21 protein-coding genes are annotated in these 25,263 nt (G+C 63.3%); 10 read left to right on the forward strand and 11 right to left on the reverse strand.

Going from position 1 to position 25,263, the window contains the following annotated elements:
- Positions 1-19: 19 nt before the first annotated feature.
- Together cimA and PARACOCCUSGL_RS0107490 are read left to right on the forward strand one after the other, a co-directional pair.
- Entirely contained in the window at positions 20-1,642 is a 1,623-nt protein-coding gene (cimA, locus tag PARACOCCUSGL_RS0107485) for a citramalate synthase (protein WP_029371753.1), read from the forward strand.
- The gene (locus PARACOCCUSGL_RS0107490; RefSeq protein WP_010394818.1) at positions 1,639-2,418 is read left to right on the forward strand and encodes a squalene/phytoene synthase family protein; all 780 of its coding nucleotides are present in this window, start codon (positions 1,639-1,641) and stop codon (positions 2,416-2,418) included. Before cimA ends, PARACOCCUSGL_RS0107490 begins: the two co-directional genes overlap by 4 nt.
- Positions 2,419-2,469: 51 nt before the next feature.
- On the opposite strand, the gene eno is transcribed toward PARACOCCUSGL_RS0107490, so the two are convergent.
- The 4 genes from eno to PARACOCCUSGL_RS0107510 form a co-directional block, all read right to left on the reverse strand.
- Positions 2,470-3,747 carry a phosphopyruvate hydratase gene (eno, locus tag PARACOCCUSGL_RS0107495; RefSeq protein WP_010394821.1) on the reverse strand — a complete coding sequence of 426 codons (1,278 nt, stop codon included), beginning with the start codon at positions 3,745-3,747 and terminating at the stop codon, positions 2,470-2,472.
- Positions 3,748-3,812: 65 nt separating this feature from the next.
- Positions 3,813-4,595, reverse strand: coding sequence for an endonuclease/exonuclease/phosphatase family protein (locus PARACOCCUSGL_RS0107500; protein WP_029371755.1), 783 nt, complete (start codon positions 4,593-4,595; stop codon positions 3,813-3,815).
- Positions 4,596-4,612: 17 nt separating this feature from the next.
- Positions 4,613-6,028: a YdiU family protein gene (locus PARACOCCUSGL_RS0107505; RefSeq protein WP_010394825.1), complete on the reverse strand. Its 1,416-nt coding sequence runs from the start codon at positions 6,026-6,028 to the stop codon at positions 4,613-4,615.
- 63 nt (positions 6,029-6,091) lie between these two features.
- Complete coding sequence (locus PARACOCCUSGL_RS0107510) at positions 6,092-6,430, reverse strand: multidrug efflux SMR transporter (protein ID WP_010394827.1); 339 nt, start codon at positions 6,428-6,430, stop codon at positions 6,092-6,094.
- Positions 6,431-6,557: 127 nt separating this feature from the next.
- Between PARACOCCUSGL_RS0107510 and obgE the strand changes: the two genes are divergently transcribed.
- Positions 6,558-7,589: a GTPase ObgE gene (gene obgE, locus PARACOCCUSGL_RS0107515; RefSeq protein ID WP_010394829.1), complete on the forward strand. Its 1,032-nt coding sequence runs from the start codon at positions 6,558-6,560 to the stop codon at positions 7,587-7,589.
- On the forward strand, positions 7,586-8,689 hold the full coding sequence (gene proB, locus PARACOCCUSGL_RS0107520; protein WP_010394831.1) for a glutamate 5-kinase: 1,104 nt from the start codon (positions 7,586-7,588) through the stop codon (positions 8,687-8,689). The genes obgE and proB overlap by 4 nt, the downstream gene beginning before the upstream one ends.
- Before the next feature lie 56 nt (positions 8,690-8,745).
- On the opposite strand, the gene PARACOCCUSGL_RS0107525 is transcribed toward proB, so the two are convergent.
- Both PARACOCCUSGL_RS0107525 and pepN read right to left on the reverse strand, forming a co-directional pair.
- A complete protein-coding gene (locus PARACOCCUSGL_RS0107525; RefSeq protein ID WP_010394834.1) occupies positions 8,746-9,651 on the reverse strand; it encodes a 1-acyl-sn-glycerol-3-phosphate acyltransferase in 906 nt (301 codons plus the stop codon).
- 53 nt (positions 9,652-9,704) lie between these two features.
- The gene (pepN, locus tag PARACOCCUSGL_RS0107530; protein ID WP_010394837.1) at positions 9,705-12,254 is read right to left on the reverse strand and encodes an aminopeptidase N; all 2,550 of its coding nucleotides are present in this window, start codon (positions 12,252-12,254) and stop codon (positions 9,705-9,707) included.
- A gap of 152 nt (positions 12,255-12,406) precedes the next feature.
- On the opposite strand from pepN, the gene PARACOCCUSGL_RS0107535 reads away from it, so the two are divergent.
- The 4 genes from PARACOCCUSGL_RS0107535 to PARACOCCUSGL_RS0107550 all read left to right on the forward strand — a co-directional run bounded on the left by PARACOCCUSGL_RS0107535 (position 12,407) and on the right by PARACOCCUSGL_RS0107550 (position 18,729).
- Positions 12,407-13,096: a hypothetical protein gene (locus PARACOCCUSGL_RS0107535; RefSeq protein WP_010394839.1), complete on the forward strand. Its 690-nt coding sequence runs from the start codon at positions 12,407-12,409 to the stop codon at positions 13,094-13,096.
- 174 nt (positions 13,097-13,270) lie between these two features.
- On the forward strand, positions 13,271-15,421 hold the full coding sequence (locus PARACOCCUSGL_RS0107540; RefSeq protein ID WP_010394841.1) for a malate synthase G: 2,151 nt from the start codon (positions 13,271-13,273) through the stop codon (positions 15,419-15,421).
- Between the two features lie 280 nt (positions 15,422-15,701).
- The gene (locus PARACOCCUSGL_RS0107545) at positions 15,702-17,276 is read left to right on the forward strand and encodes a Re/Si-specific NAD(P)(+) transhydrogenase subunit alpha (RefSeq protein ID WP_010394842.1); all 1,575 of its coding nucleotides are present in this window, start codon (positions 15,702-15,704) and stop codon (positions 17,274-17,276) included.
- Positions 17,277-17,289: 13 nt separating this feature from the next.
- A complete protein-coding gene (locus tag PARACOCCUSGL_RS0107550) occupies positions 17,290-18,729 on the forward strand; it encodes an NAD(P)(+) transhydrogenase (Re/Si-specific) subunit beta (protein WP_010394844.1) in 1,440 nt (479 codons plus the stop codon).
- A gap of 79 nt (positions 18,730-18,808) precedes the next feature.
- Here PARACOCCUSGL_RS0107550 and PARACOCCUSGL_RS0107555 read toward each other — a convergent pair whose 3' ends face one another.
- Positions 18,809-19,078: a hypothetical protein gene (locus PARACOCCUSGL_RS0107555; protein ID WP_010394847.1), complete on the reverse strand. Its 270-nt coding sequence runs from the start codon at positions 19,076-19,078 to the stop codon at positions 18,809-18,811.
- A 148-nt stretch (positions 19,079-19,226) separates the two neighbouring features.
- Complete coding sequence (locus tag PARACOCCUSGL_RS0107560) at positions 19,227-19,736, reverse strand: murein L,D-transpeptidase family protein (protein WP_010394850.1); 510 nt, start codon at positions 19,734-19,736, stop codon at positions 19,227-19,229.
- A gap of 179 nt (positions 19,737-19,915) precedes the next feature.
- On the opposite strand from PARACOCCUSGL_RS0107560, the gene PARACOCCUSGL_RS0107565 reads away from it, so the two are divergent.
- Together PARACOCCUSGL_RS0107565 and PARACOCCUSGL_RS0107570 are read left to right on the forward strand one after the other, a co-directional pair.
- Positions 19,916-21,211 carry a DUF3422 family protein gene (locus tag PARACOCCUSGL_RS0107565; RefSeq protein ID WP_029371764.1) on the forward strand — a complete coding sequence of 432 codons (1,296 nt, stop codon included), beginning with the start codon at positions 19,916-19,918 and terminating at the stop codon, positions 21,209-21,211.
- 90 nt (positions 21,212-21,301) lie between these two features.
- Positions 21,302-21,646, forward strand: coding sequence for an arsenate reductase family protein (locus tag PARACOCCUSGL_RS0107570; protein WP_040601853.1), 345 nt, complete (start codon positions 21,302-21,304; stop codon positions 21,644-21,646).
- An 18-nt stretch (positions 21,647-21,664) separates the two neighbouring features.
- On the opposite strand, the gene PARACOCCUSGL_RS0107575 is transcribed toward PARACOCCUSGL_RS0107570, so the two are convergent.
- The 3 genes from PARACOCCUSGL_RS0107575 to PARACOCCUSGL_RS0107585 all read right to left on the reverse strand — a co-directional run bounded on the left by PARACOCCUSGL_RS0107575 (position 21,665) and on the right by PARACOCCUSGL_RS0107585 (position 25,262).
- On the reverse strand, positions 21,665-22,681 hold the full coding sequence (locus PARACOCCUSGL_RS0107575) for an ABC transporter substrate-binding protein (protein ID WP_010394855.1): 1,017 nt from the start codon (positions 22,679-22,681) through the stop codon (positions 21,665-21,667).
- 84 nt (positions 22,682-22,765) lie between these two features.
- Positions 22,766-24,187 carry a mannose-1-phosphate guanylyltransferase/mannose-6-phosphate isomerase gene (locus tag PARACOCCUSGL_RS0107580; protein WP_010394858.1) on the reverse strand — a complete coding sequence of 474 codons (1,422 nt, stop codon included), beginning with the start codon at positions 24,185-24,187 and terminating at the stop codon, positions 22,766-22,768.
- Between the two features lie 154 nt (positions 24,188-24,341).
- Complete coding sequence (locus PARACOCCUSGL_RS0107585) at positions 24,342-25,262, reverse strand: glyoxylate/hydroxypyruvate reductase A (RefSeq protein ID WP_010394859.1); 921 nt, start codon at positions 25,260-25,262, stop codon at positions 24,342-24,344.
- Between the last annotated feature and the right edge of the window lies 1 nt (position 25,263).

The raw sequence follows: 25,263 nt of genomic DNA on the forward strand, positions 1-25,263 counted from the left end.
AGCCAAAGGGGTTGCCCCGATGACGCGCCAGCGCCTTTACATCTATGACACCACGCTTCGCGACGGGCAGCAGACCCAGGGCGTGCAATTCTCGGCGGCAGAAAAGGCCGAGATCGCGCAGATGCTGGACCGGCTGGGCGTCGACTACATCGAGGGCGGCTGGCCGGGCGCCAATCCGACTGACAGCGACTTCTTTGCCCAGGCTCCTGCGACCCGCGCGATCATGACCGCCTTTGGCATGACCAAGCGTGCCGGACGCTCGGCCGAGAATGATGATGTGCTGGCGGCGGTGATGAATGCGGGCACGCGGGCGGTCTGTCTTGTCGGCAAGACCCACCCCTTTCACGTCCGCGAGGCGCTGGGAATCTCGCTTGAAGATAACCTCGACAATATCCGCGCCTCGGTTGCGCATGTTGTGGCGGCTGGCCGCGAGGCGCTGTTTGACGCCGAACATTTCTTTGATGGCTACGCGGATGACCCGGACTATACCCTGGCCTGCCTGCGGGCGGCGCTTGAGGCCGGGGCGCGCTGGATCGTGCTTTGCGACACGAATGGCGGCACTTTGCCTGACCGGGTCGGGCAGGTGACGCGCGCCGTTATCGCCGCCGGGATTCCCGGTGAACGGCTTGGCATCCATTGCCACGATGATACCGGAAATGCCGTTGCCTGCACGCTGGCCGCCATCGACGCCGGTGCGCGGCAGGTGCAGGGAACGCTGAACGGTCTGGGCGAGCGTTGTGGCAATGCAAGCCTGACCAGCATCATTCCGACGCTTCTGCTGAAAGAACCCTATCGTTCGGTGCTGGAAACGGGTGTCTCGGTCGAGGGGCTGGCCGGGCTGACCCGTCTTTCACGCCGTCTGGACGAAATCCTGAACCGCCCGCCTGCGCGGCCCGCGCCCTATGTCGGCACCTCGGCATTTGCCCATAAGGCCGGGCTGCATGCCAGCGCCATCCTGAAAAACCCAGCGACTTATGAGCATGTCGATCCCGCGACCGTCGGGAACGAGCGGATCATCCCCATGTCGAACCAGGCTGGGCAATCGAACCTGCGCGCCCGTCTTGCTGATGCCGGTATCGAGGTTGGCCGTGACGATCCGGCCCTGGCCCGCATCCTGGATATGGTCAAGATGCGTGAAGACGCCGGCTATGCCTATGACGGCGCGCAGGCGAGTTTTGAGCTGCTGGCCCTGTCGGAACTGGGGCGGATGCAGCATTACTTTACCGTTGAGCGTTACCGCGTCACGGTCGAGCGGCGGCGCAACGCCCTTGGCAAGCGCATATCGGTGTCCGAGGCGGTGGTTGTTGTCCAGATCGGCGGTGCGCGCATGCTTTCGGTCAGTGAAAGCGTCGATGCGGAGGGGCATGACCGCGGCCCGGTGAACGCGCTATGGCGCGCGCTGGCCAAGGATCTTGGCCCCTATCAGTCGGCCATCGACGACATGCATCTGGTCGATTTCCGCGTCCGTATCACCGGAGAGGGGGTCGAGGCGACAACGCGTGTCATCATCGACAGTGCCGATGCCCATGGCAACCGCTGGTCGACTGTCGGTGTCTCGCCGAATATCGTCGATGCCAGCTTTGAGGCGCTGGTTGATGCCATCCGCTGGAAACTGATCCGTGACGGGGTCGCGCCGGCATGAGCTTGCAGGACTGTGCCGCCGCGCTGCGCGATCACGACCCCGACCGCTTTGGCATTTGCCTGATGGCCCCAGCCAAAGCGCGGCCTGGGCTGATGACGCTTTATGCGCTGAACCTTGAGCTTGCGCGGGCGCCGCTCGCCTCGAATGAACCGCTGATCGCCGAAATGCGCCTGCAATGGTGGATCGAGCGGCTTGAGGATATCGGTGCAGGCAAGCCGCAATCGCATGAGCTGCTTACCCCTTTGGCCGAGGCTTGGGGGCCGCGCGCCGCTGCTTTTGCCGCTCTCGCCGGGGCACGTCGCCGTGATGCTGCGCGCGAGCCGCTTGAGGGTCCCGAGGCAGTCGCTGCTTATGTTCGTGATACGACGGTGGCATTGGCCTTGTTTGCTGCCGAGGCCCTGAATGGCACCATCGCTGATCCTGCCGCGACGGCAGAGGGGCGTATCATCGCCGCGCAGGCCGAGGGCGTGGGCCTTGCCCATTGGCTTGCTGCGCTGCCTGCTCTGCAGGGGTTGGGACTTGGGCTTTGGGACCCGTCGCCGCAGGTGCTGGCGCAGATTGCTGCCAGGGCCCGAAAGAAACTGGCCGAGGCCAAGGCGCAACGCCGCCAGTTGCCGCGCATCCTTGCCCCGGTCCTGTTCCCCGGCGCTGGTCTGCGTGCAGTTCTTGACGCGGCGCCGAAGGGGATTGAGGCTTTGGCCAGTGCCGTGCCGTCTGAGTTCCGTCGCCGGTTTACGCTTGGCGCGTTTTCTCTGACCCATCGCTGGTGGATATGAAAAGGGCGGCCGTGACAGCCGCCCCTTTGCATTCCACGGTGGGTCACAGTCTTAGCTGCGCAGGATGGACTTGCCAGCGTATTCTGCCGCAGCACCCAGCATTTCCTCAATACGGATCAGTTGGTTATATTTCGCCAGCCGGTCCGAACGGGCCAGCGAGCCGGTCTTGATCTGGCCGCAATTCGTCGCCACGGCAAGATCGGCAATGGTTGCATCCTCGGTCTCGCCCGAGCGGTGCGACATCACCGAAGTATAGCGCGCGCGGTCGGCCATGCGCACCGCGTCCAGAGTCTCGGTCAGGGTGCCGATCTGGTTCACCTTGACCAGAAGTGAGTTGCCGCAGCCCTTGGCAATGCCTTCGGCCAGACGGGCCGGGTTGGTCACGAACAGGTCGTCGCCGACCAGCTGCACGCGCTTGCCCAGCGTATCGGTCAGAAGCTTCCAGCCTTCCCAGTCGTCCTCGGCGCAGCCGTCCTCGATCGACAGGATCGGGTAATCGTTGCACAGAGCTTCCAGGTAGGCGACGTTTTCGGCCGGGGTCAGGGACTTACCCTCACCGGTCATCTCGTACTTGCCGCCTTTGAAATATTCGGTCGAGGCACAGTCCAGCGCCAGCATGATGTCATCGCCGGGCTTGTAGCCGGCCTTTTCGATGGCTTTCAGGATGAAATCCAGCGCATCACGGGTGCTGCTGAGGTTCGGGGCGAACCCACCTTCATCGCCGACGCCGGTGGCGAGGCCGGCAGCCGACAGTTCCTTTTTCAGCGTGTGGAAAACTTCCGAGCCCATGCGGACAGCGTCGCGGATGTTCTCTGCCGCGACCGGCATGATCATGAATTCCTGAATGTCGATCGGGTTGTCGGCATGTTCGCCGCCATTAATGATATTCATCATCGGGACGGGCAGGATGCGGGCATTGGTGCCGCCGACATAGCGGTAAAGCGGCTGGGCGCTTGCTTCGGCCGCGGCCTTGGCCACCGCCAGCGATACGCCAAGGATCGCATTCGCGCCAAGCCGCCCCTTGTTCGGGGTGCCGTCGAGTTCAATCATCATGCGGTCGATGGCAACCTGTTCGGTTGCATCCTCGCCGGTCAGGTTCTCGGCGATCTCGCCATTGACGGCGGCCACGGCCTCGAGCACGCCTTTGCCCATATAGCGGGACTTGTCGCCGTCGCGTTTTTCAACCGCTTCATGAGCACCGGTCGAGGCGCCCGAGGGCACTGCTGCCCGGCCCATGGTGCCGTCTTCCAGCGTGACATCGACCTCGACTGTCGGGTTACCCCGGCTGTCCAGAATCTCGCGCGCGAAAATGTCGATGATGGCCGTCATGTCTGCGTCCCTCTTCCTGACGAGTTTGGGCGTTGTTTAGCCCACAGGGATCGGGCGGGAAAGCATCATTCTGCGCCTGCGACACCATCCTCGCCCGGAATGCGAGAGGTGATCCGGGCCGGATGATAGCCGCGCGGCACCTCTTCGTGGACATTGATGGCCAGATCGGCCCAGACCGGCAGGTGGTCCGAGGCCTGCCGCGCGGTCTCATTGTCAAGAACGCCGCAGTCAAGCACCTCGATACTGCGCGAGACGGCAAAACGATCATAGCGCAGACGCGGAAAGGGTGCAGGCCAGCTGGGACCCGGGGTGACGATGCGCAGCGCCTCAAGCGCCTCAAGCCCGCGCGAATCGTGCCATTCGTTAAAATCCCCGGTCAGAACCATGCGGTCATGGCCGATGCGACGGGCCTGAGCGATGATGCGTGACAGCTGCGCCCGCCGGGATGAGCGGATCAGCCCCAGATGAACCGCGACCACCGTCAGCCCCGGCAGGCGCAGCACCAGCGCGCCTCGTGGCTCGATCCCGGGCAGGGGCAGGCGGCGGATCTCGGCCTTGTCGCGCAACTCGGGGCGCAACAGGATGGTCTGTCCGTGCCAGCCCAGTGAATTCTCACCCGTGCCGATAAAAGGGGCCGGCACCATCCCCGTCGTTTTTTCGATCAGTGCCCGGGGCAGGGCCTCGGGGCGGGCGCCAAAACGGAAATCCACCTCTTGCAGGGCGATGACGTCGGCCTGCAGCTCTTCGATAACGCGCAGATTACGTTCGGGGGCATGCGGGCCGGTCATGCCGCGGCATTTGTGCAGGTTATAGCTGGCGAGTCTTATGTGGTCAGAACTTCTGGGCATGGGCCTTTCGCTGCTGGTCAGGTGCCGCAGAAGGTGCGGTGAACGATCTCTTCGGGGCGCGGGGCCTGGGCGTAATCACCCCAGTCCGGCCGATCCTCATATGGCGCGCAAAGTGCTGCCTCAAGCGCGTGGAAGGGCGCGTAATCGCCTTCGCGTGCGGAGGCAATCACCTCTTCGATGCGGTGGTTGCGCGGAATGCGGCGCGGGTTGGCCCGGCCCATGATCTGGGGGGCGTCGGCCAGATTACGTATGCGCGCGTGCCAATCCTTGGCCCATGCGTCAAAAGACGTTGGGTCTGCAAACTCCGCCCGTGCGCTGCCATCCGACAGGCCTGCAAAGACCCGGGTGAAGTCGGCCTCATCAGCGGCCATCAGGGTCAAAAGCCCCTCGATCAGCACCCGATCCCCGGTTCGCGGGGTCGAAATGCCAAGCTTGGCCGCAAAGCGCGCAAGCCATTCGGCCTGATATATTTCCGGAAAACTGTGGACGATGCGTGTCGCCTCGGCGATGGAAGCATCATCGTTGCCCATCAATGGCACAAGGCAACTGGCCAGTTGGGCAAGGTTCCAGACCGCAATCTTTGGCTGCTCGCTCCAGGCATAGCGTCCATAGGCGTCGATCGAGCTAAAGACCTTGTCCGGATGATAGCCATCCATAAAGGCACAGGGACCATAATCGATCGTCTCGCCTGAAACCGACATATTGTCGGTGTTCATCACCCCATGGATAAAGCCAAGCGCCATCCAGCCGGCGATGGTGGCTGCCTGCCGTCGAACCACAAGCTCAAGCAAGTCGCCGGCGTTTGCGGCCTGCGGGTAATGGCGGGCGATGACATGTTTGGTCAGCAGCTCCAACCGCTCACGATCCCCGCGTGCAGCGTAGAATTCAAATGTGCCGACGCGGATATGGCTAGAGGCGATGCGGGTCAGCACTGCGCCGGGTAGCAGGGTTTCGCGGATTACTGTCTCACCCGTTGTGACGGCGGCAAGCGCCCGCGTTGTCGGGATACCGACGGCGGCCATGAATTCGCTGACCAGATATTCCCGCAGGACAGGGCCTAGCCACGCCCGCCCGTCACCGCGCCGCGAAAAGGGCGTCGGCCCCGCCCCCTTGAGCTGGATGTCAAAACGCGCGCCATCGGGGGCCACAACCTCGCCCAGAAGGACTGCGCGCCCGTCACCAAGCTGGGGCACGAAACCGCCGAACTGATGGCCGGCATAGGCCTGGGCAATCGGCTCGGCCCCTTTGGGCAGGTCGTTTCCGGCAAGTATGGCGATGCCTGCGGGGCTTGCCAGCCACTCGGCGTCAAGCCCAAGACGCTCTGCGAGCGGCCGGTTCAGCGCGATCAGCCTGGGATCGCGCACCGGGGTTGGCCGGGTACGGGTAAAGAACCCCTCGGGCAGTCGGGCATAGCTGTTGTCAAAGTGGATCATCGCGGCCCTCCTTGCCCCACATTATCTATATCCGATTGCCAAAAAGTTAAGGGCGGAACAGATTCAATGTGTCACGCTGGCCGAGAACAGGTTCACGATGACGACACCGGCAACGATCATGGACAGCCCGATCACCGCCGGCAGATCCAGTTTCTGCCCAAAGATGACCAGACCAATCATTGAGACAAGGACGATGCCGAGCCCGCTCCAGATCGCATAGGCGATGCCCAGTGGCATGGCGCGCAGGACCAGCGACAGAAAATAGAATGAGCCCGCATAGCAGATCCCCATCAATATCGTCGGCAGGGGGCGGGTGAACTGCTGGCTGTGTTGCAGGCAGGTGGTGCCCACGACCTCAAGTGCAATGGCGGCGATAAGCGTGGCATAGGTCAGGATCGGCATGGGGACTCCAATCATTGGTCGCGCCCATCTAGCCTTGGCGCGAAGCAAAAGTCACGCTGCCCTTGAACCAGTTGCGTCAAGCGCGTATCCCACCCTCTGCCTGATATTTTCCGCAAGGATGACGCCCGTGAAATTCCTCGATCTCGCCAAGGTCTATGTCCGCTCGGGCGGCGGAGGCGCGGGCTGCGTTTCCTTTCGCCGTGAGAAATTCATCGAATACGGCGGGCCAGATGGTGGCGACGGCGGCAATGGTGGCGATGTCTGGGCCGAGGCGGTCGAGGGGCTGAACACCCTGATCGACTTTCGCTTTCAGCAGCATTTCTTTGCCAAGTCGGGCGGTCATGGCATGGGTGCGCAGCGCACAGGGGCCTCGGGCGATGATATTGTGCTGCGCGTGCCGGTCGGGACCGAGATCCTGGAGGAGGATCAGGAGACGGTGATCGCCGACCTGACCGCGCCCGGCCAGCGTGTGCTGCTTGCCAAGGGTGGCAATGGCGGCTTTGGCAACCTGCATTTCAAAAGCTCGACCAACCGCGCGCCTCGCCACGCCAATCCCGGCCAGCCGGGGATCGAGCGGACGCTGTGGCTGCGGCTTAAGCTTATTGCCGATGCCGGGCTGCTGGGACTGCCCAATGCGGGGAAATCGACTTTCCTTGCCGCTGTGTCGAACGCGCGGCCCAAGATCGCGGATTATCCGTTTACGACGCTGCACCCAAACCTTGGTGTGGTCGGCGTTGACGGGCATGAATTCGTCATGGCCGATATCCCGGGCCTGATCGAAGGTGCATCCGAGGGCAGGGGGCTTGGTGACCAGTTCCTTGGCCATGTCGAACGTTCGCGCGTGCTTTTGCATCTTGTCGATGGCACGGCCGAGGATGTCGCGCAGGATGCTCGTATCATCCTGACCGAGCTTGCCGCCTATTCTCCTGCGCTGGCTGAAAAGCCCCGGGTGACCGCGCTGAACAAGATTGATGCGCTGGATCCCGACAGCCTCGCCGAGCGCAAGGCGGCACTGGAAGCTGAGATCGGCGGGCCGGTGATGCTGATGTCCGGCGTTTCACGCGAAGGCGTGACCGATGTCTTGCGGGCGCTTTGGTCCGGGATAGCGCCGTCGCGCAAACCCGCCGGGGATGAGGAAGACAAGCCGTGGCAGCCATGAGGCCGCAACTTGTCCGCGCGCAGCGGCTGGTGATCAAGATAGGCTCGGCGCTTCTGGTGGACGCAGATGGTCTGCGTCAGTCTTGGCTGCGCGCGCTTTGCGATGACGTGGCCGAGGCGCGGGCGCGGGGGACCGATGTGGTGCTGGTTTCCTCTGGCGCAATCGCACTGGGACGGCAGGTGCTGGGCCTGCCTGCCGGGCCGCTGCGGGTCGAACAGTCGCAGGCCGCCGCCGCGGTCGGTCAGATCAAACTGGCCCGCGCCTATGAAGAGGCGTTGGCGCCGCATGGGGTCAAAACCGCGCAACTGCTGGTGACGCTGGACGACACGACCGACCGGCGGCGATATCTTAACAGCCGGGCCACGATGCAGACGCTGCTGGGGCTGGGCGTGGTGCCAATCGTGAACGAGAACGACACGGTTGCCACCGACGAAATCCGCTTTGGCGATAACGACCGGCTGGCGGCGCAGATCGCAGTCACCTGCGGTGCTGATCAGCTGTTGCTGCTTTCGGATGTGGACGGGCTTTATACCGCCAATCCCAAGACTGACCCGGATGCGCGCCACCTGCCGGTGATCAGCCAGATCACGCCCGAGATCGAGGCAATGGCCGGAGACCCGATTTCCGGCGTCAGCAAAGGCGGCATGAAGACCAAGCTGATGGCGGCGCGTACCGCCGTTGCCGGGGGTTGTGCCATGGCGATTGCCGAAGGCTGGGTGCTAAAGCCGCTGTCGGCGGTGGCGAACGGGGCCCGGACGACATGGTTCCTGCCCGATACCGACCCACAGGCCGCCCGCAAACGCTGGATTGCGGCGATGAAGCCCAAAGGCGAGATCACCGTTGATGACGGCGCGGCGCGGGCGCTGGGGCAGGGAAAATCACTACTGCCTGCCGGGGTGACTGCTGTCTCGGGGCGCTTTGGGCGCGGCGATCCGGTGGTCGTTCTGGACGGTCGCGGGGCGCGGCTGGCAGTCGGGCTGGTGCGCTATGCCTCGACCGAGGCGCGCGCCATCGCCGGGCACCGCAGCGACGAGATTGAAAGCATCCTTGGCTATCCTGGCCGCGCGGCGCTGATCCATCGCGACGATATGGTGATCTAATCCCTGGCTTTGACCAAAGATATGAAACGCCAGTCCGCTCGGGCTGGCGTTTTTCCTTATTCGATTGCCCGGGGACGGGCCACGGCGCGGCGGCGCTGTGAAAGGCCGCGGATATGGGACATGCGGACTGCATTCGGCCCCGGCTGCGGCAGGCTCAGCACTGTCTCGCGCAGCATGGCTATCCCGTCCTCGCTGCGGGTGGGCAGGGCCGAGGCGGGGATAGATTCACCGATCGTGACGCGGAAGGGCTGGCTTGCCTTGTTCAGCACCTCGTTGAACAGCGTCACGTCGCGCAGGGTCGGATGGATCGCGTCCAGCAGATAAAAGAGAGCCGAGTTCCGCGCCCGTATCTTCAGCGGGATGATAGGGGCGTCGAACTTGCGCGCGATCATGGCTGCGCTGGCCATCCACGGGCGCTCATGCAGGCTGAGGCCCTGACGCTTGGCCAGCCTCCCCGAGGGAAAAATCAGCCCGATCCGTCCCCGCTCAAGCGCGGTGCGGGTGTAATCCATGGTCATGCGGGTCTTGGCATGTGAGCGTTTTTCGACCCGCCATTCGACTGGTGCGATCAGGCTGTCAAATTGCGGCAGGATGCGCAGGATGTCGTGGTTGGCGTAGACGAACAGATCGTCCCTGACCGCCGAAATCACCGCATTCAGCACGATGCCGTCAGCAATCCCCGTGGGGTGGTTTGAGACGATCAGCGCCGGTCCCGTGGCCGGGATATGCTCAAGCCCCTCGACCCGCAGATCGCGCAGGATCAGGCTGGCGAGGCGGCGCATGATCTCGTCGGTGGGCAGGTCGCGGTATTCGGCCGCCAGATCCAGCGTGCGCGGATAGCGCAGCAGCCACATCAGTACCTGCCGGGCCAGCGCATGGTGCCGGCGACCCGAAAAAAGCCATGGCGCCCGCTCGGCTATCAGCGGATCAAGACGCAGTTTCATGTCCTCGCGGGCATCCATAAAGGCAGTATTGCCGTGCCTCCGGGATCCCCGCAAGAGTGGTTTGCGCATGCTCAGGCACCACCGGCAAGGATGCGCGTAACCATCTCGGATGTATTGCGCGACAGCCCTTTCATGGCGGCAAGACGACCAAGCGCCGCCTTGGCATGGGCCTGACGGTCAGCGTCATAGCGCGTCCAGGTCTCGAAGGCCGAGCACATGCGCGCAGTCGTCTGGGGGTTCACCGGATCAAGCCGCATCAGCCAGTCTACGGTGAAGGCATAGCCCGAACCATCGGCGGCGTGGAAAGCCGCATGGTTCGCGCAAAGTCCGCTGATCAGCGCGCGGAAGCGGTTGGGGTTTTTCCAGTCGAAATCTGCCCGTTCTGCCAGATCGCGCGCCCGCGCAACCGCCTGATCGGGGGTGGCACGCAGGGGCTGGACCATGAACCATTTGTCCATGACCAGCCGGTTGGAACCAAACTCTTGTGCAAAGGCGGCCAGAGCCTCGGTATCTTTGCCCGCAGCGATCAGGCACTCCAGCGCGCCCTGCCGCTCGGTCATGTTTGAGGCACTGTTGAATAGTACTTGCGCCCGCGCCGCGCCGTCAATGCGCGTCAAAAGGCCAAGGCAGGCCAGTCGCAGGCTGCGCCGCCCCGCGCCCTCGGCATCGGGGCGATAGGGGCCCGGGGTCTCCATCGCATCATAAAGCCGCGCCAGCTCTGCCTCATGGGCGGTGGCGATGTCTTGGGCCAGAGCCTCGCGTGCGGTGCGGATTGCGTCGGGATCGGGTACCCCGCCGCGGGCGGCGATGGTGGTCGCGATCTCTTCCTCGCCCGGCAGCGACAGGCACAGGGCGGCAAAGGCGGGGTCGGCCGCAGCATCGGTCAGAAGGCCGCCGATTGCCTGTCCGAACTCGGCCCCGCCGGTCCCGGAAGTGGCGCGAAAGATCAGGGCGTCCAGCGCCAGATCATGTCCCGCCTGCCAGCGCGCATAAGGGTCGGTGTCATGGGCAAGCAGGAGCGCCTGCTCATCTGCGGTGATCTCTCGGGCTACAGTCACCGGGGCGGAAAAACCGCGCAAAAGCGAGACCACCGGCCGCGCCCCGAGCCCGTCGAAGGTAAAGCTCTGACTGGCCTCGGTCATTTCCAGCACCGTGGTCGGCAGCACCTCATCGCCATTCGGGCCGATAAGGCCAAGCGCGATGGGTATGACACGTGGCGGCTTTTGTGGCTGGCCGGGGGTCGGCGCGGTTTCTTGCCGGAAATGCAGGGTCAGGCGGCCGTCCTGCCAGTCCTCGGACAGGGTCAGGCGCGGCGTGCCTGCGTCGGTATACCAGCGTTTGAACTGGGTAAGGTCGCGGCCGGTCGCATCTTCAAAGACCTTGATCCAGTCCTCGATCGTGCAGGCCTGACCGTCGTGGCGGATGAAATAAAGGTCCAGCGCCTTGCGATAGCCGTCCTCGCCCACCAGCCGCTTGAGCATACCGATGACCTCGGCGCCCTTTTCATAGACGGTGGCGGTGTAGAAGTTGTTGATTTCCTGATAATTGTCCGGGCGCGGCGGATGGGCCAGCGGCCCCGCATCCTCGCGGAACTGGCGTGCCCGCAGGGTCTGCACGTCATGAATGCGTTTGACCGCCGCCGAGCGCATATCGCTGGTGAACTGCTGATCGCGAAAGACCGTCAGACCCTCTTTCAGGCACAGCTGGAACCAGTCGCGGCAGGTGATGCGATTGCCGGTCCAGTTGTGGAAATATTCATGGCCGATCACGCCCTCGATACGCTCGTAATCGCCATCAGTCGCGGTTTCCGCACTGGCAAGGACGAGCTTGGAGTTAAAGATGTTCAGCCCCTTGTTCTCCATCGCGCCCATGTTGAAGTCATCGACTGCGACAAGGTTGAACACGTCCAGATCATATTCGCGACCGTAAGTCTCTTCGTCCCATTTCATCGACCGGATAAGCGATTCCATGGCATAGCCCGCACGGTCCTGATCGCCCGGCCGCACCCAGACATTCAGTTCGACCTTACGACCCGACATGGTGGTGAAACTGTCGGGAATGGCGACCAGATCACCCGCGACCAGCGCAAACAGATAGGCAGGCTTAGGCCACGGGTCGTGCCAGACCGCCTCGCCTTGCCCGCGCGAGACCGGGTTGCCATTCGACAGCAGCACCGGCTTGTCCGAGCGGATGGTGACGCGAAAGGGCGCCATCACATCGGGTCGGTCGGGATACCAGGTGATGTGGCGGAAACCTTCGGCCTCGCATTGCGTGCAGAACATGCCCCCGGAAAGATAAAGCCCCTCAAGAGCGGTGTTCATCTCGGGGTCAATCTCGACCTCGGCTGCAAAGGTAAAGCTGTCGGGCAGGGCAGAGGCCGGGACAACCAGACGCTCGTCATCCTTGCTGATCAGGGACAGGTCCAGCGGCTTGCCGTCAATCGCCAGCGATTGCGTCCTCAGCCCCGCGCCGTCCAGCACCAGATCACCCGGACCCTTGCGGCGAAAGTCGATCTGGGATCGGACACGGGTACCCTTTGGGGCCAGATCGAACTCCAGCCGGGTCTCGGCAATCTCGAAGGGATATGGGCGCCAGTCGGCAAGATATTGCGTGACGGTCATGAGAACACCTTGATGGGCAGGTGAAAAAAATTGGCAAGGCAGGGAACTTGCGCGGAACACAAGTGTTAGTCGCAGGACAGCCGGGTCGCAAGCCGGGGCCGCGCCCCCTATCGCCCAGCCAGATGAAAAACCAGAAGAGCGAGGAGCCCGCAATGGCCAATTACGATCCTAACGACCCGAAGCGGACCGAAGGCATTGACCCGCAAAGTCCGGCCGCAGCGCCCGAAACCTATGTCGAGCCGGTAGAGCGCCGGGCCTCGCCGCTGCCGCTGATCATCGGCATCCTGCTGGCGCTGGCGATCGCCTATTTTGCGCTGCAGTATTTCATGAACCGTGACCAGCCCGCCACCACCGGCGAGGATCCGGCCGTCACGACCACGGAACCGGCTGACAGCAGCACCACCGAACCGGCTGCGACTGGCACCACGACCGAACCGGCCACGACGATGGAAGAGCCGGCCGCGACCGAGCCCGCCGCCACTGAACCCGCCGCCACCGAGCCGGTCACGGATGCCGCCGCCGATGCGGCTAACGATGCGGCAGAAGCCGCCGGCAACGCTGCTGACGCTGCGGCTGATGCAGCCAATGACGCAGCCGCTGCTGCCGGCAATGCCGCTGATGCGGTCGGCTCGGCTGTGAATGAGGCGGTCGAGGATGCCACTAATGCCGCCAGCGACGCTGCGGCTGCCGCGCAGGACGCTGCTGAAAGCGCCGCCGACGCCGCAAGCGAGGCGATGCAGGACGCCGGTCAGGCCCTTGATGACGCGATCAGCGTCGAGGAACCGGCCCCGACCACGCCGCCGGCTGCTGGTACGGAAACCACCACTCCGCCCGCGAACTGATCGCAGGTTGACAGATATGCTCCGCCGTCCGGACTCCCGGGCGGCGGATTTTCAATTTTTGCGAAACACAGAGTTTTCGATTTATTAAAAGTCGCCCCGGTTGAATAAGCGGGGCGTTTCGCATACCACGGTGCACCAAACCAGCCGGACATGATAGTAGTAAGGGGAAGTGCCATGGGTCGCGTGGAAAAAGCAGGATTGCGGGTAGACGAGACGCTTGCTGCCTTCATCAACGAGCGTGCGCTGCCCGGCAGCGGGGTTGAGCCGCGCCGGTTCTGGGAAGGGCTTTCGACCCTGCTTCATGAATTTGGTCCGCGTAACCGCGCACTTTTGGAAAAGCGTGATGCGCTGCAATCGCAAATCGACAGCTGGCATGCCTCTAATCGTGGCAAACCGGTCGATGCCGGGGCCTATCGCGATTTCCTGACCGAGATCGGCTATCTGGTTCCCGAAGGCGAGGATTTCCAGATTGAGACATCCGTCACCGACCCGGAATTTGCCAATGTCGCCGGGCCGCAGCTCGTGGTGCCGATCACCAATGCGCGCTATGCGCTGAACGCTGCTAATGCCCGCTGGGGCAGCCTTTATGATGCGCTTTACGGCACCGACGCGCTTGGCGATCTGCCCCGGGGCAAAGGCTATGACGCCGAACGTGGTGGCCGTGTGATCGCCTGGGGGCGCAATTTCCTTGATGAGGCAGCGCCGCTTGCCTCGGGTTCGTGGAACGATATCGACGCGCTTTCGGTCAGGGACGGCGCGCTGGTTCCGGCACTGCGCGATAGTGCGAAATTTGCAGGCCATAACGGCGATGCGGCGCAGCCTTCGGATGTTTTCCTGAAAAACAACGGCCTGTTTATCCGTATCGTGATCGATCCCTCGACTCCGGTTGGCAGGCAGGACCGGGCTGGTATCTCGGATATCGTGATTGAATCGGCGCTGTCGGCGATTATGGATTGCGAAGATTCGGTCGCCTGCGTCGATGGTGAGGACAAGGCGCTTGCCTATTCCAACTGGCTTGGCCTCATGGACGGCACCCTGACCGAAGAGGTTGAAAAAGGCGGCAAGACCTTCATCCGCCGCCTGAACCCGGATGTCAGCTTTACGGCGCCCGACGGCTCATGCGTGACGCATAAGGGCAGGGCGCTGATGCTGGTGCGTAACGTTGGCCATCTGATGACCACGCCCGCCGTGCTCGACCGTGAAGGAAATGAGGTCTACGAGGGCCTGCTTGACGCGATGGTAACCGCGCTTTGCGCGAAACGCGATCTTGACCGCAAGGAAGGGGTCAGGAACTCGGTCACCCAGTCGATCTATGTGGTCAAACCCAAGATGCACGGCCCCGAAGAGGTCGCCTTTGCCTGCGAGATTTTTGATTTCGTCGAGGACACGCTTGGCCTGCCGCGCCATACCGTCAAGCTGGGCATCATGGACGAAGAGCGTCGCACCTCGGCCAATCTCAAGGAATGCATCCGTGCTGCCAGGCACCGCGTGGCCTTCATCAACACGGGTTTCCTTGATCGTACCGGGGATGAGATTCACACCTCGATCGAGGCGGGCGCAATGCTGGCCAAGGGTGAGATGAAATCGCAACCCTGGATCTCGGCCTATGAGGATCGCAACGTTGACATCGGTCTGGCCTGCGGCCTTTCGGGCAAAGCGCAGATCGGCAAAGGCATGTGGGCGATCCCTGACCGGATGGCCGACATGCTGGAACAAAAGATCGCCCATCCGATGGCTGGCGCGAATACCGCATGGGTGCCCAGCCCGACCGCCGCGACTCTGCACGCGACCCATTATCACAAGGTCGACGTTTTTGCCCGTCAGGCACAGATCGCTGCGGCGCGCCGTCCCGCCCGGCTGGAGGATCTGCTGACCATCCCGCTGGCCGGTGGCCGCAACTACAGCGAGGCCGAGATCACCCGCGAGCTGGAGAACAACTGTCAGGGTATCCTCGGCTATGTCGTGCGCTGGATCGATCAGGGCGTCGGCTGCTCGAAGGTTCCGGATATCAACGATGTCGGCCTGATGGAGGATCGCGCCACGCTGCGGATTTCGGCCCAGTCGCTGGCGAACTGGCTGCATCACGGCCTGGTCAGCGACAGCCAGGTCATGGACACTTTCCGCAAGATGGCCGTTGTGGTGGACCGTCAGAACGAAGGTGACCCGGCCTATGTGCCAATGGCGCCGGGCTATGACGGGGTGGCCTTTCAGGCGGCCTGTGATCTGGTGTTTCTGGGCCGGGTTCAGCCCTCGGGCTATACCGAGCCGGTTCTGCACGCCCGGCGCTTGCAGGCCAAGGCCGAACAGAAAAGCCGCGCAGCCTGATCGCGCCTGACAATCTGGCCGCCACTCTGGCATTTCTGCATTGGTTTTGGGCCAGGCAGGGTGCCAGGGTGGCTTTTTCATACCTTATGCGCGGGTATTTCCGGGCCCGATTGGTGGCCCCATGTGGTGAAATTGCCGTGGCCGGGCGGCGTAATAGTTGGGATTGCGACTGTGACGCGGCGTAATATTTCGGGAAAGCACCGAACGTCACGCCCTTGTGAAAGATTATTGCGCTCTGCTATGGGGGACGCTGAAAGTCGCTAACAGGGGAGATCGCCTGGTGAAGATCGGCGCTTTGAAGGAGAGTTACGAGGGGGAGGCGCGGGTTTCTGTCACGCCTTCTTCTGCGGTCCATCTGCAGAAGCTGGGCCATGAGGTCCATGTCGAATCGGGGGCTGGCGTACGCGCGGGCTTTTCCGATGCGGCCTATGAGGCGGCGGGCGTCACCGTCCAGCCCAATGCGGCGGCGCTGATCGGCGCGGTCGATGTGGTGGTCAAGGTCCGCGCCCCGAGCGAGGGCGAGCTGCGGCAAATGCGGCGCAGTCAGACGCTGATCTCGCATTTCTGGCCCGCACAGAACCCGGATCTTTTGGAACTGGCGCGCGAACAGGGCGTCACAGCCATCGCCATGGATATGGTGCCGCGCATCTCGCGCGCGCAAAAGATGGATGCGCTGTCCTCGATGGCCAATATCGCCGGCTACCGCGCGGTGATCGAGGCGGCGAACAACTTTGGCCGCTTCTTCACCGGTCAGGTGACGGCAGCGGGCAAGGTTCCTCCGGCCAAGGTTCTGGTCGTCGGTGCCGGTGTCGCGGGTCTTGCCGCCATTGGCGCGGCAGTCAGCCTTGGCGCGCAGGTCTATGCGTTCGACGTCCGTCCCGAAGTGGCCGAACAGATCGAATCCATGGGCGCGGAATTCGTCTATCTGGACTTTCAGGACCAGACCCAGGATGGTGCTGTGACCGGTGGTTATGCCGCGCCTTCCTCGCCCGAGTTCCGCGAGAAACAGCTTGAGAAGTTCCGCGAACTTGCGCCCGATATGGACATCGTCATCACCACGGCGCTGATCCCGGGCCGCGACGCACCCAAGCTGTGGACCGGGGACATGGTCGCCGCGATGAAGAACGGCTCGGTCATCATCGACCTTGCTGCCGAACGTGGCGGCAACTGCGACCTGACCGTACCCGATGAGCGTGTCGTCACCGAAAACGGCGTCATCATCATCGGCTATACCGATTTCCCGTCGCGCATGGGCGCGCAGGCGTCCGAGCTTTACGGCAACAACATCCGTCACATGCTGACGGACCTGACGCCGGGCAAGGATGGTATCATCGTCCAGAACATGGAGGATGACGTGATCCGGGGCGCCACCGTCACCTTTGACGGGGATGTGACCTGGCCTCCGCCGCCCCCCAAGGTGCAGGCGATCGCAGCGGCCAAGCCGCGCGAAAAGGCCAGGGAACTGACGCCGGAAGAGAAACGCGAAAAAGAGCTGGCGGACTTCCGCGCGCAGACCCGCTCGCAGGTGACCATGCTGGTCGTCGGCGCGGTACTGATGCTGCTGGTCGGTGTTTTTGCCCCGGCAAGCTTCCTTTCGCACTTCATCGTTTTCGTGCTGTCGGTCTTTGTCGGCTTCCAGGTGATCTGGAACGTCAGCCATTCGCTGCACACGCCGTTGATGGCGATCACCAACGCCATTTCCTCGATCATCATCGTCGGTGCGCTGTTGCAGATCGGCTCGGGTGGTTGGCTGGTGGTGCTGCTTGCTGCGCTTTCGGTGCTGATGGCCGGGGTCAATATCTTTGGCGGCTTCCTGGTTACGCGCCGGATGCTTGCCATGTTCCAGAAGTCGTAAGGGAGAGGGGCGTATGGAATACGGATTCACCACCGCTGCCTATGTGGTCGCGGCTGTCCTGTTCATCTTGTCCCTGGGCGGGCTTTCGGGCCAGGAAAGCGCCAAGCGCGCGGTCTGGTACGGCATTGCCGCCATGGCGCTGGCGGTGGCCGCCACGCTGGTGGGGCCGGGCTATGGCAACTGGGGGCTGACGCTTGTCATGCTGGCCATCGGCGGTGCTGGTGGTTGGGTTGTCGCCAAGCGCGTGCAGATGACCGAGATGCCGCAGCTTGTCGCCGCCATGCACAGCCTCGTCGGTCTTGCCGCAGTGCTGATCGGCTTTAACGCCCAGTTCGAGCTGGGCCGCGTCCTGCGTGCCCGTGCTGCTGATGCGGCGGCGCAGTTTCATGGCTTTGCCGCGGTGCTGGCCCATAAGACCCCAGCCGAGATCGCCATGCTCAAGGTCGAGGTCGCGCTTGGCGTCTTTATCGGCGCGGTGACCTTTACCGGCTCGGTCGTTGCCTTTGGCAAGCTGGCGGGCAAGATCGACGGCAAGCCGAAAAAACTGCCGGGCGGTCATGCGCTGAACGCGGGTGCGGCGCTTTTGTCGCTGCTGGCGGTAATCCTTTACTGCACCGCCGGCGCACCGGTTCTGTGGCTGCTGCTGATCACGATCTTTGCGCTTTTCATCGGCTACCATCTGATCATGGGCATCGGCGGGGCGGATATGCCGGTGGTGGTTTCGATGCTGAACAGCTACTCGGGCTGGGCGGCGGCGGCGATCGGCTTTACGCTGGGCAATGACCTTTTGATCGTGGTCGGTGCTCTGGTCGGCTCGTCGGGTGCGATCCTGAGCTACATCATGTGCAAGGCGATGAACCGCAACTTTGTCAGCGTGATCCTGGGCGGCTTTGGCGGCGAAACGAGGCCGGCGATGGAGATCGAGGGCGAGCAGGTCGCCATTGATGCTGACGGTGTCGCAGCAGCTCTGAACGATGCTGATGAGATCATCATTGTTCCGGGCTACGGCATGGCAGTTGCTCAGGCCCAGCAATCGGTCAGTGAGCTGACCCGCAAGCTGCGCGCCAGGGGCAAGAACGTACGCTTTGCCATCCACCCGGTTGCGGGGCGTTTGCCGGGACATATGAACGTGCTGCTGGCCGAGGCCAAGGTCCCCTATGACATCGTGCTTGAGATGGACGAGATCAATGAGGACTTCCCCTCGACCGACGTGGTGATCGTGATCGGCTCGAACGACATCGTGAACCCAGCGGCACAAGAGGATCCCAACAGCCCCATCGCCGGTATGCCGGTTCTGGAGGTCTGGAAGGCCAAGCAGGTCTTTGTCAGCAAGCGCGGTCAGGGTACCGGCTATTCGGGCATCGAGAACCCTCTGTTCTATAAAGAGAACACCCGCATGTTCTATGGCGATGCCAAAAAATCCATCGACCAGCTTCTGCCACTCGTCGAGTGAGCGCAGAAAGAGGTCATATCCAATGGAAAAGGGCGGGTCATTGACCCGCCCTTTTCCATTTGTCCGCTACCCTATGGCGTCAATGGGCGCCCAGCATGGATTTCACCACATCGGCGGGCAGGACGGGATGCAGCGCCAGCTTGCGGATGCGGCGTCCCCTGGGCGGCAGTAACAGCACGCAGCGCGTGGCGATAGCGCGGGAGCGCGTGACGCAACACTCGGCTATCACCCCGGCGCACCAGCGCGAATGCAGATCAAAGCGCATGACGGTCTCGATTGCGCCCGGAACATAACCCTCTGTCTCGGCCGAATCGATCAGTGCATCGTGGATGAGAGGGGGCAGGTACATTGGACCGGGCACGTTGGGATCAACAATTTACGCCTCCTGTTAATCCCTTGCGCAGCCAAAGAATATATACCCTTTTGCACAGGTCTGCCATACGCGCCCTGCGCGTATGGCAGCGGCCCGCTTCGACCACTGGCGGAACGATCAGCACTTAGGGCGTGATCAGGATCGGAGTGCCGTCGCGGACCATGGCATAGATGTCCTCGATCTCGTCGTCGGTGACGGCGATGCAGCCTGCGGTCCAGTCAAGGCGCTGCTTGGAAAGGACGCGTCCTTCGGGGCCCTGACCGTGGATAAAGATGTCGCTGCCTGCGCTGCGCCCCAGCGCCGCGGCGCGGGCGGCGTCTTCTGTATTCGGATACGAGATCCCGACCGAGAGGTAATAGCGGCTGTCGGGGTTACGGCGGTCGATATAGTACAGCCCCTCGGGGGTTTTGCCGTCGCCCTCATACTGCTTATGGCCAATCGGCTCATTGCCAAGACCGATCCGGTAAGATTTGAGCACCGTGTTGCCGCTTAAAAGCTGCATCTGCCGCGCGCCCTTGTTGACCACGATTTGCGTGACCGGAGGTCCCGAATATGTCTTGAACTTGCTGGGCGCACAGGCGGCAATCCCCAGCAAGAGCACAAGCGCGACGATACGTCCTAACCAGCGAGCCATGCGTTCCTGTCCCTTGATCCCGAGTTTGTGCCATTTTGCCTTGCGCGCGGGCTTGCGGCAATGCGCGCAGCCTTCACGAAATCCTGATGGGTGCAGCCATGGCACGGCTGTTCTGCCAAAGCGGTGAAACCGCTCGCTTTCCTGTTGCGGGACGCAGAAGGCCGGCTAATCATGCGCTGATGGATGACGAAGACGAACACCCCCAGCGTTACGCCCTGGTCAATGAACTGCACGCCCGGCCCTCGCCGCGGCTTAAGGCGCCCTGCACAGCGGTCTATCTGGCGATCAAAGAGCCGCAGGATGCGGCCAACCGCGACCGGTCGCACGATGTCGCGCATCTGGCCGAGCTTTGCGCCCGCCACGGCGCGCCGCGCCCTGATACCAGTGCTGGCCATTATGCCGCGCAGCTGGGCCGGCATCAGCTGCGCTGGGAAAGCCATACCGAATTCGTAACCTATGCCGCCTTTGCGCCGGGCCTGCCACCCCGGCCCTTTGACCCTTCGGCGGGTGAGATTTTTCCACGCGACTGGCAGCACCACGCGCCGGGTAAGCGTATCGCTGCGGTGATGATTCAGGTCGACTTTCTGCCCGAGAATCCGGCCGATGTGCTGCCACGCCTTTCGGAATGGTTCGCAGCCGACAGCCTGGCCTCGGTCTGGGTGCTGGAAGAGGCGGCGGTCGTTGCTGGTGATTTCCGCATTGATCCGGCAGGGTGGATGCGCTTTGCGGTCTTTGTCAAACCGGGCACGCAATCGGGTCGCATCGGTCGTATCGTCCAGCGCCTGCTTGAGCTTGAGACCTACCGTGCCATGTCGATGCTGGGCCTTGGCCGGGCGCGTGACCTGACCGAACAGCTTAACGCGCTGGACCCCCAGCTTAACGCGATCGTGCAGGGGATGAGCGATGATAGCCGCCCCGCCGAAACGGTGTTGCACGACCTGTTGTCGGTCTCGTCCCGGCTGGAAAGCGCGGCGACCCAGCATGCGTTCCGTTTCGGAGCCAACGCGGCCTACGAGGCGATCGTCATGGACCGCGTTGCCTCGCTGCGCGAGACACGCTTTTTAGGTGGTCAGATGCTGAGCGAGTTCATGGCCCGTCGCTATCTGCCCGCCATGCGGACGGCCAAGTCAGCTGAAAACCGGCTGGCGGCGATGCTGGACCGCAGCGAACGAGCCGCCGAATTGCTGCGCACCCGTGTTGATGTCTGGCGCGGGGCCCAGAACCAGGAGCTGATGCAGCGAATGGATCGCCGCGCCGATCTGCAATTGCGGCTGCAACATACGGTCGAGGGGCTGTCAGTTGTGGCCATCAGCTATTATGCTGTTGGCCTGATGGGCTATGTTCTGACCCCCGTCGCCAAGGCGCTGCATGTGGACAAGGCGCTGCTGAGCGCGGGGCTGACGCCGGTCGTGATCCTGCTTGTCTGGATTGCCATGCGGCGCATCCGCGCCCGGCTGCATGACGGCGGGCATTGACGCCCACGCCCGCGAATATCCGAACAGAAGGAGCAGATTGATGAAACATGTCCTTTTCCTGGCCGATACGCGGATCGGAGGGCGGGTCTGATGGCAGGACAACTCAGCATGTATGGGCTTGCCCATTGCTCGACCTGCCAAAAGGCACAGGCCGAGCTGGAGGCCGCCGGTTGGCAGGTTGATTTCCGCGATGTCTCGAAAGCGCCGCTGTCCGATGACGAATGGAAAAAGATGATTGCCGAGTTTGGTGAAAAACTGGTGAACCGTGCCAGCCTGACCTGGCGCGGCATGTCCGAGGCCGAGCGTGCCGGCACCCCGCTGCAGATGCTTTCTGCCAAGCCTTCACTCATGAAACGTCCTGCGATCATCGAGGAGGACAAGCGCCTGCTTGGCTGGACCGCAAATGTAAAACGCGCATTGGGTGTGGCGGTCTAGGACCGCCGCGCCCGTGGTTCACTGCTGTTGCGGGGCGGCCTCGGCTGCGCCGCTGGCGGCTGGGGTGGGGGCAGGTGGCGCAGGTTCGGGCCGGTTGGCACGGGCACTGATCCGGGTCGTATATGCATCTTGCGGATCGTGACGCAGCACGGCCCGCGCACCACCCGCACGCAGCGCAGCAACCGTGCGACGATACTCTGCCTCGTCTAAAGCTCCGTCTGCGGACAGGCGCGCACCCATCCGGCGCAGCATTTCCGCGTGACGCCTAAGCGCGTCAGGGTCGGGATCAGGGCCAAGCAGCAGGCGGGCGCTTTCATCGGGCGCAGAGGTTGCCTCGCGCCAGCCCTTCATACTGGCACGCAGGAAGGCGGCCAGCCGTTCCTCGGCATCTTCGTTGGTAAGTGCGGATGAAAGGACGTAAAGCCCGTCCTCAAGCACTGCTGCGCCTTGCGCCTGCGGGTCAAGCTCGACCAGCCCGTCGCCCGGCACCGGATCGTCGCTAAGCGTGCTGATACAGGCGGCCTGCTTGTGGCTCAGCATCTCACTCCCAGGCCACTGAGAAAGCAGGCTTACCCCCGACAGGCTGTCATCGGGGATCAGGTTCAGCCGGTTCAGCCACGCCTGCAATGCATATTCCGTGCCGTGAAACCAGCTGCCGATGGTTTTGCCGCCCAGATCAGCTGCGCTGGTCACGCCTGTCTCGGCAAGGCAGGTCAGGCGCAGGGCCGGGCGGGCAAAGATCTGGCCGATATTAACCAGCGGCAGGCCGTTTTCGCGGGCAACCAGCGCGACAGGCATCCATTCCACCGCCAGATCGGCATTGCCCCGGGCGATACTTTCAAAGGGCGGCGCGTCATCGGCTGGCAGCAGCCGGACGGTCAGCCCCTCATCGGCGTAATACCCCCGTGCCTCGGCCAGCAGAAAGCCAGCAGAGGTGCTGGGGGACGTGCCGCGCAACTGCACCGTCAGCTCATCAGCCCCGGCCCCAAATGCGGCAAGGGCCTGTATCAGCACGGCCGGGATCAGCGATTTCATCATCCACCTCATCGCTGGCCATGGTTAGACGGCTGGCACCGGTGCCGCAAGCCGCCGGGATACACACGATACCGCGAGCCGGAATCAGTCGCGTGAATAGATATCCTCGTAGCGGACGATATCGTCTTCACCCAGATAGGCGCCGGTCTGAACCTCGATCAGCACCATTGGCACCTTGCCGGGGTTTTCGAGCCGGTGCACGGCGCCAAGGGGCACGTAGATCGACTGGTTTTCAGTCAGCAGGGTAACGGTGTCATCGACCGTGACCCGTGCCGTGCCCGAAACGACGATCCAGTGTTCGGACCGGTGGAAATGCGATTGCAGCGACAGGGATGCACCGGGGTTCACGACGATGCGCTTGACCTGAAAGCGGTCTGCCAGCGCCAGCGTCTCGAACCAGCCCCACGGGCGATGGTCGCGCTGGAACTGTTCAGCCTGACGCGCGCCCTTGTCCTTTAGCGCCGAAACGGCGCGACGCACCTCTTGCGCGCGGTCCATCCCGGCGACCAGAACCGCGTCTCGGGTGGCCACGACCATCACGTCCTTAAGGCCGATACCCACGACCTCCATCCCTTCGTCCTGCGCCCGCAAAAGAACGTTGTCACAGTCGATGGCGGTCGAATGGGCGTCGGTCACCGCGCCGCGCTCGGCGGGGTCATCGCGTTGGGTTTCGTGCCAGACGGCATCCCAGCCGCCAAGGTCGGACCAATGGCCCGAATAGCGTACCACCGAAAGGTTGTCGGCCTTTTCCAACACGGCATAGTCGACCGAAAGATCGGGCAGCCTGTCCCAGGGCTCGGGTGCCAGACGCAGAAAGCCAAGGTCAGTCTGTGCCTCGTTCAGCGCCGCCTGTACGGGTTCCAGATATTCGGGAGCATGTGCGCGGAACGCCTCGATCATGGTTTGCGCGGCAAACAGAAAGATGCCGGCGTTCCACAGATAATTGCCCTGAGCGATCATCCGCGCCGCATTCTCGGCATCGGGTTTTTCTACAAAGCGGCGCAAAAGCAGCGGCCCCTCGCCCTCACCCTCGGCCTCCATATAGCCGTAGCCGGTCTCGGGGCGGGTCGGCGCGATGCCAAAGGTCACGATGTGCCCTGCGCGGGCAGCGGGCAGGCCCAGATCGACGGCGCGGCCAAAGGCCTCGGCATCGGGGACGACATGGTCCGAGGGCGCGACCAGCAGGATTGCATCCGGGTCGTTTTCGACTGCGGCCAGCGCGGCGGCAAGGATCGCGGGGGCGGTGTTCTTGCCCGCGGGTTCGATCAGGATAGCCGCCGGAGTGACTCCGATCTGATCCAGCTGTTCAGCGACGATGAAACGGAAATCGGCGTTGGTCATCACCAGAGGGGCAGCGTAGCGCGGCCCTGACAGGCGGCGCGCCGAGGCCTGAAACAGGCTTTCTTCGCCCACCAGCGGTGCGAACTGCTTGGGAAAACTTTTGCGTGAGACGGGCCAGAGCCGGGTGCCCGAGCCTCCGGCCAGCAGAACAGGGGTGATCGTCATGCAAATCGCTCCATCGGCACGAGGCCGCTTTCATCCGTTCTCGTTATCTGCCCGCTCTCTTACCTGCGCAAGCTGCGCAAAACGACAGGAGTCCGGGCATTTGTGCCAGATAGCATGGCGCATCGGGGCGGACAAACCCGCACGGGCGGGTGTCTTAGTAGCCGCGCGCCCGATCCACGACATGCAAAAGCGGCGCGCCCCGCATGGCGCGCCGCAGGTTTTCGGCCACCACCGGCGAGGCGGTCGCGGGACGCGTCTCGGCCGCGACATGCGGTGTGACCGTGATCCCAGGATGTGCCCAAAAGGGATGTTCGGGCGGCAAAGGTTCGGTACGAAAGACGTCCAGCACCGCATGGCCGACCTGCCCCTGATCCAAGGCAGAGATCAACGCGGCCTCATCAATCAGGGTGCCGCGCCCGGCGTTGATGATCGTCGAGCCTCGGGGCAAGAGCGCGAGTCGCGCGGCATTCAAAAGATCGCGGGTCCCGGTCGTGTCGGGCAACAGGCTGACAAGGATTTCCGCCCGGGCCAGCACCTTGGGCAGGGCGGGACCGGCCAGAACCTCGATCCCGGGATGCGGACGGCCAGATTGCGACCAGCCGGTCACCCGAAAGCCCAACCCCGCCAGTGCGGTTGCGACCGCGCGGCCCAGCTCTCCCATCCCCAGCACCACAACGTTGCGATCACGGGCAAGGGGCGGGGTCTGGTCATGACGCCAGACACCGTCCTGTGCGTAGTGGTCCATGCCCAGATGCGCCCGCAACGCCCAGCCGGTGCAATAATCCGCCATGCCTTCGGCCAGCCCCGGATCCACCATCCGGCACAGGGGCTGCGTCAGGGTCGAATTTGCAACGATCCGCTCGACGCCCGCCCAAAGACTTTGCACCAGCCGGGCGCGGGTAAAGGGGCGAAAATCCAGCGCCTGGCCGCCTTCGGGGTAACCGGGGGCATAGATCAGCGCATCAAAACCGGCGGGGTCGCCCTCGCGCGCAAGCTCCATCTCGGGGCATGAGGCGCGAAGATGTGGCGCCCAAGGCTGCCAATAATGTGCAGGCGCAGCAAAGAGAACCTTCATC

This window comes from Paracoccus sp. TRP (assembly GCF_000185925.1).
Taxonomy (GTDB): Bacteria; Pseudomonadota; Alphaproteobacteria; order Rhodobacterales; family Rhodobacteraceae; genus Paracoccus; species Paracoccus kondratievae.

Excerpts from the sequence above, each read along its gene's own strand:
- PARACOCCUSGL_RS0107535 (WP_010394839.1), top strand. The coding sequence starts at position 12,407 with ATGGCCAATTACGATCCTAACGACCCGAAGCGGACCGAAGGCATTGAC.
- PARACOCCUSGL_RS0107575 (WP_010394855.1), bottom strand. The coding sequence starts at position 22,681 with ATGAAATCGCTGATCCCGGCCGTGCTGATACAGGCCCTTGCCGCATTT.
- PARACOCCUSGL_RS0107585 (WP_010394859.1), bottom strand. The coding sequence starts at position 25,262 with ATGAAGGTTCTCTTTGCTGCGCCTGCACATTATTGGCAGCCTTGGGCG.
- PARACOCCUSGL_RS0107540 (WP_010394841.1), top strand. The coding sequence starts at position 13,271 with ATGGGTCGCGTGGAAAAAGCAGGATTGCGGGTAGACGAGACGCTTGCT.
- PARACOCCUSGL_RS0107550 (WP_010394844.1), top strand. The coding sequence starts at position 17,290 with ATGGAATACGGATTCACCACCGCTGCCTATGTGGTCGCGGCTGTCCTG.
- PARACOCCUSGL_RS0107565 (WP_029371764.1), top strand. The coding sequence starts at position 19,916 with ATGGATGACGAAGACGAACACCCCCAGCGTTACGCCCTGGTCAATGAA.
- PARACOCCUSGL_RS0107510 (WP_010394827.1), bottom strand. The coding sequence starts at position 6,430 with ATGCCGATCCTGACCTATGCCACGCTTATCGCCGCCATTGCACTTGAG.
- PARACOCCUSGL_RS0107570 (WP_040601853.1), top strand. The coding sequence starts at position 21,302 with ATGGCAGGACAACTCAGCATGTATGGGCTTGCCCATTGCTCGACCTGC.
- cimA (WP_029371753.1), top strand. The coding sequence starts at position 20 with ATGACGCGCCAGCGCCTTTACATCTATGACACCACGCTTCGCGACGGG.
- PARACOCCUSGL_RS0107500 (WP_029371755.1), bottom strand. The coding sequence starts at position 4,595 with ATGCCCAGAAGTTCTGACCACATAAGACTCGCCAGCTATAACCTGCAC.
- eno (WP_010394821.1), bottom strand. The coding sequence starts at position 3,747 with ATGACGGCCATCATCGACATTTTCGCGCGCGAGATTCTGGACAGCCGG.
- PARACOCCUSGL_RS0107560 (WP_010394850.1), bottom strand. The coding sequence starts at position 19,736 with ATGGCTCGCTGGTTAGGACGTATCGTCGCGCTTGTGCTCTTGCTGGGG.
- PARACOCCUSGL_RS0107580 (WP_010394858.1), bottom strand. The coding sequence starts at position 24,187 with ATGACGATCACCCCTGTTCTGCTGGCCGGAGGCTCGGGCACCCGGCTC.
- PARACOCCUSGL_RS0107525 (WP_010394834.1), bottom strand. The coding sequence starts at position 9,651 with ATGGATGCCCGCGAGGACATGAAACTGCGTCTTGATCCGCTGATAGCC.
- PARACOCCUSGL_RS0107490 (WP_010394818.1), top strand. The coding sequence starts at position 1,639 with ATGAGCTTGCAGGACTGTGCCGCCGCGCTGCGCGATCACGACCCCGAC.
- PARACOCCUSGL_RS0107505 (WP_010394825.1), bottom strand. The coding sequence starts at position 6,028 with ATGATCCACTTTGACAACAGCTATGCCCGACTGCCCGAGGGGTTCTTT.
- pepN (WP_010394837.1), bottom strand. The coding sequence starts at position 12,254 with ATGACCGTCACGCAATATCTTGCCGACTGGCGCCCATATCCCTTCGAG.
- PARACOCCUSGL_RS0107555 (WP_010394847.1), bottom strand. The coding sequence starts at position 19,078 with ATGTACCTGCCCCCTCTCATCCACGATGCACTGATCGATTCGGCCGAG.
- proB (WP_010394831.1), top strand. The coding sequence starts at position 7,586 with ATGAGGCCGCAACTTGTCCGCGCGCAGCGGCTGGTGATCAAGATAGGC.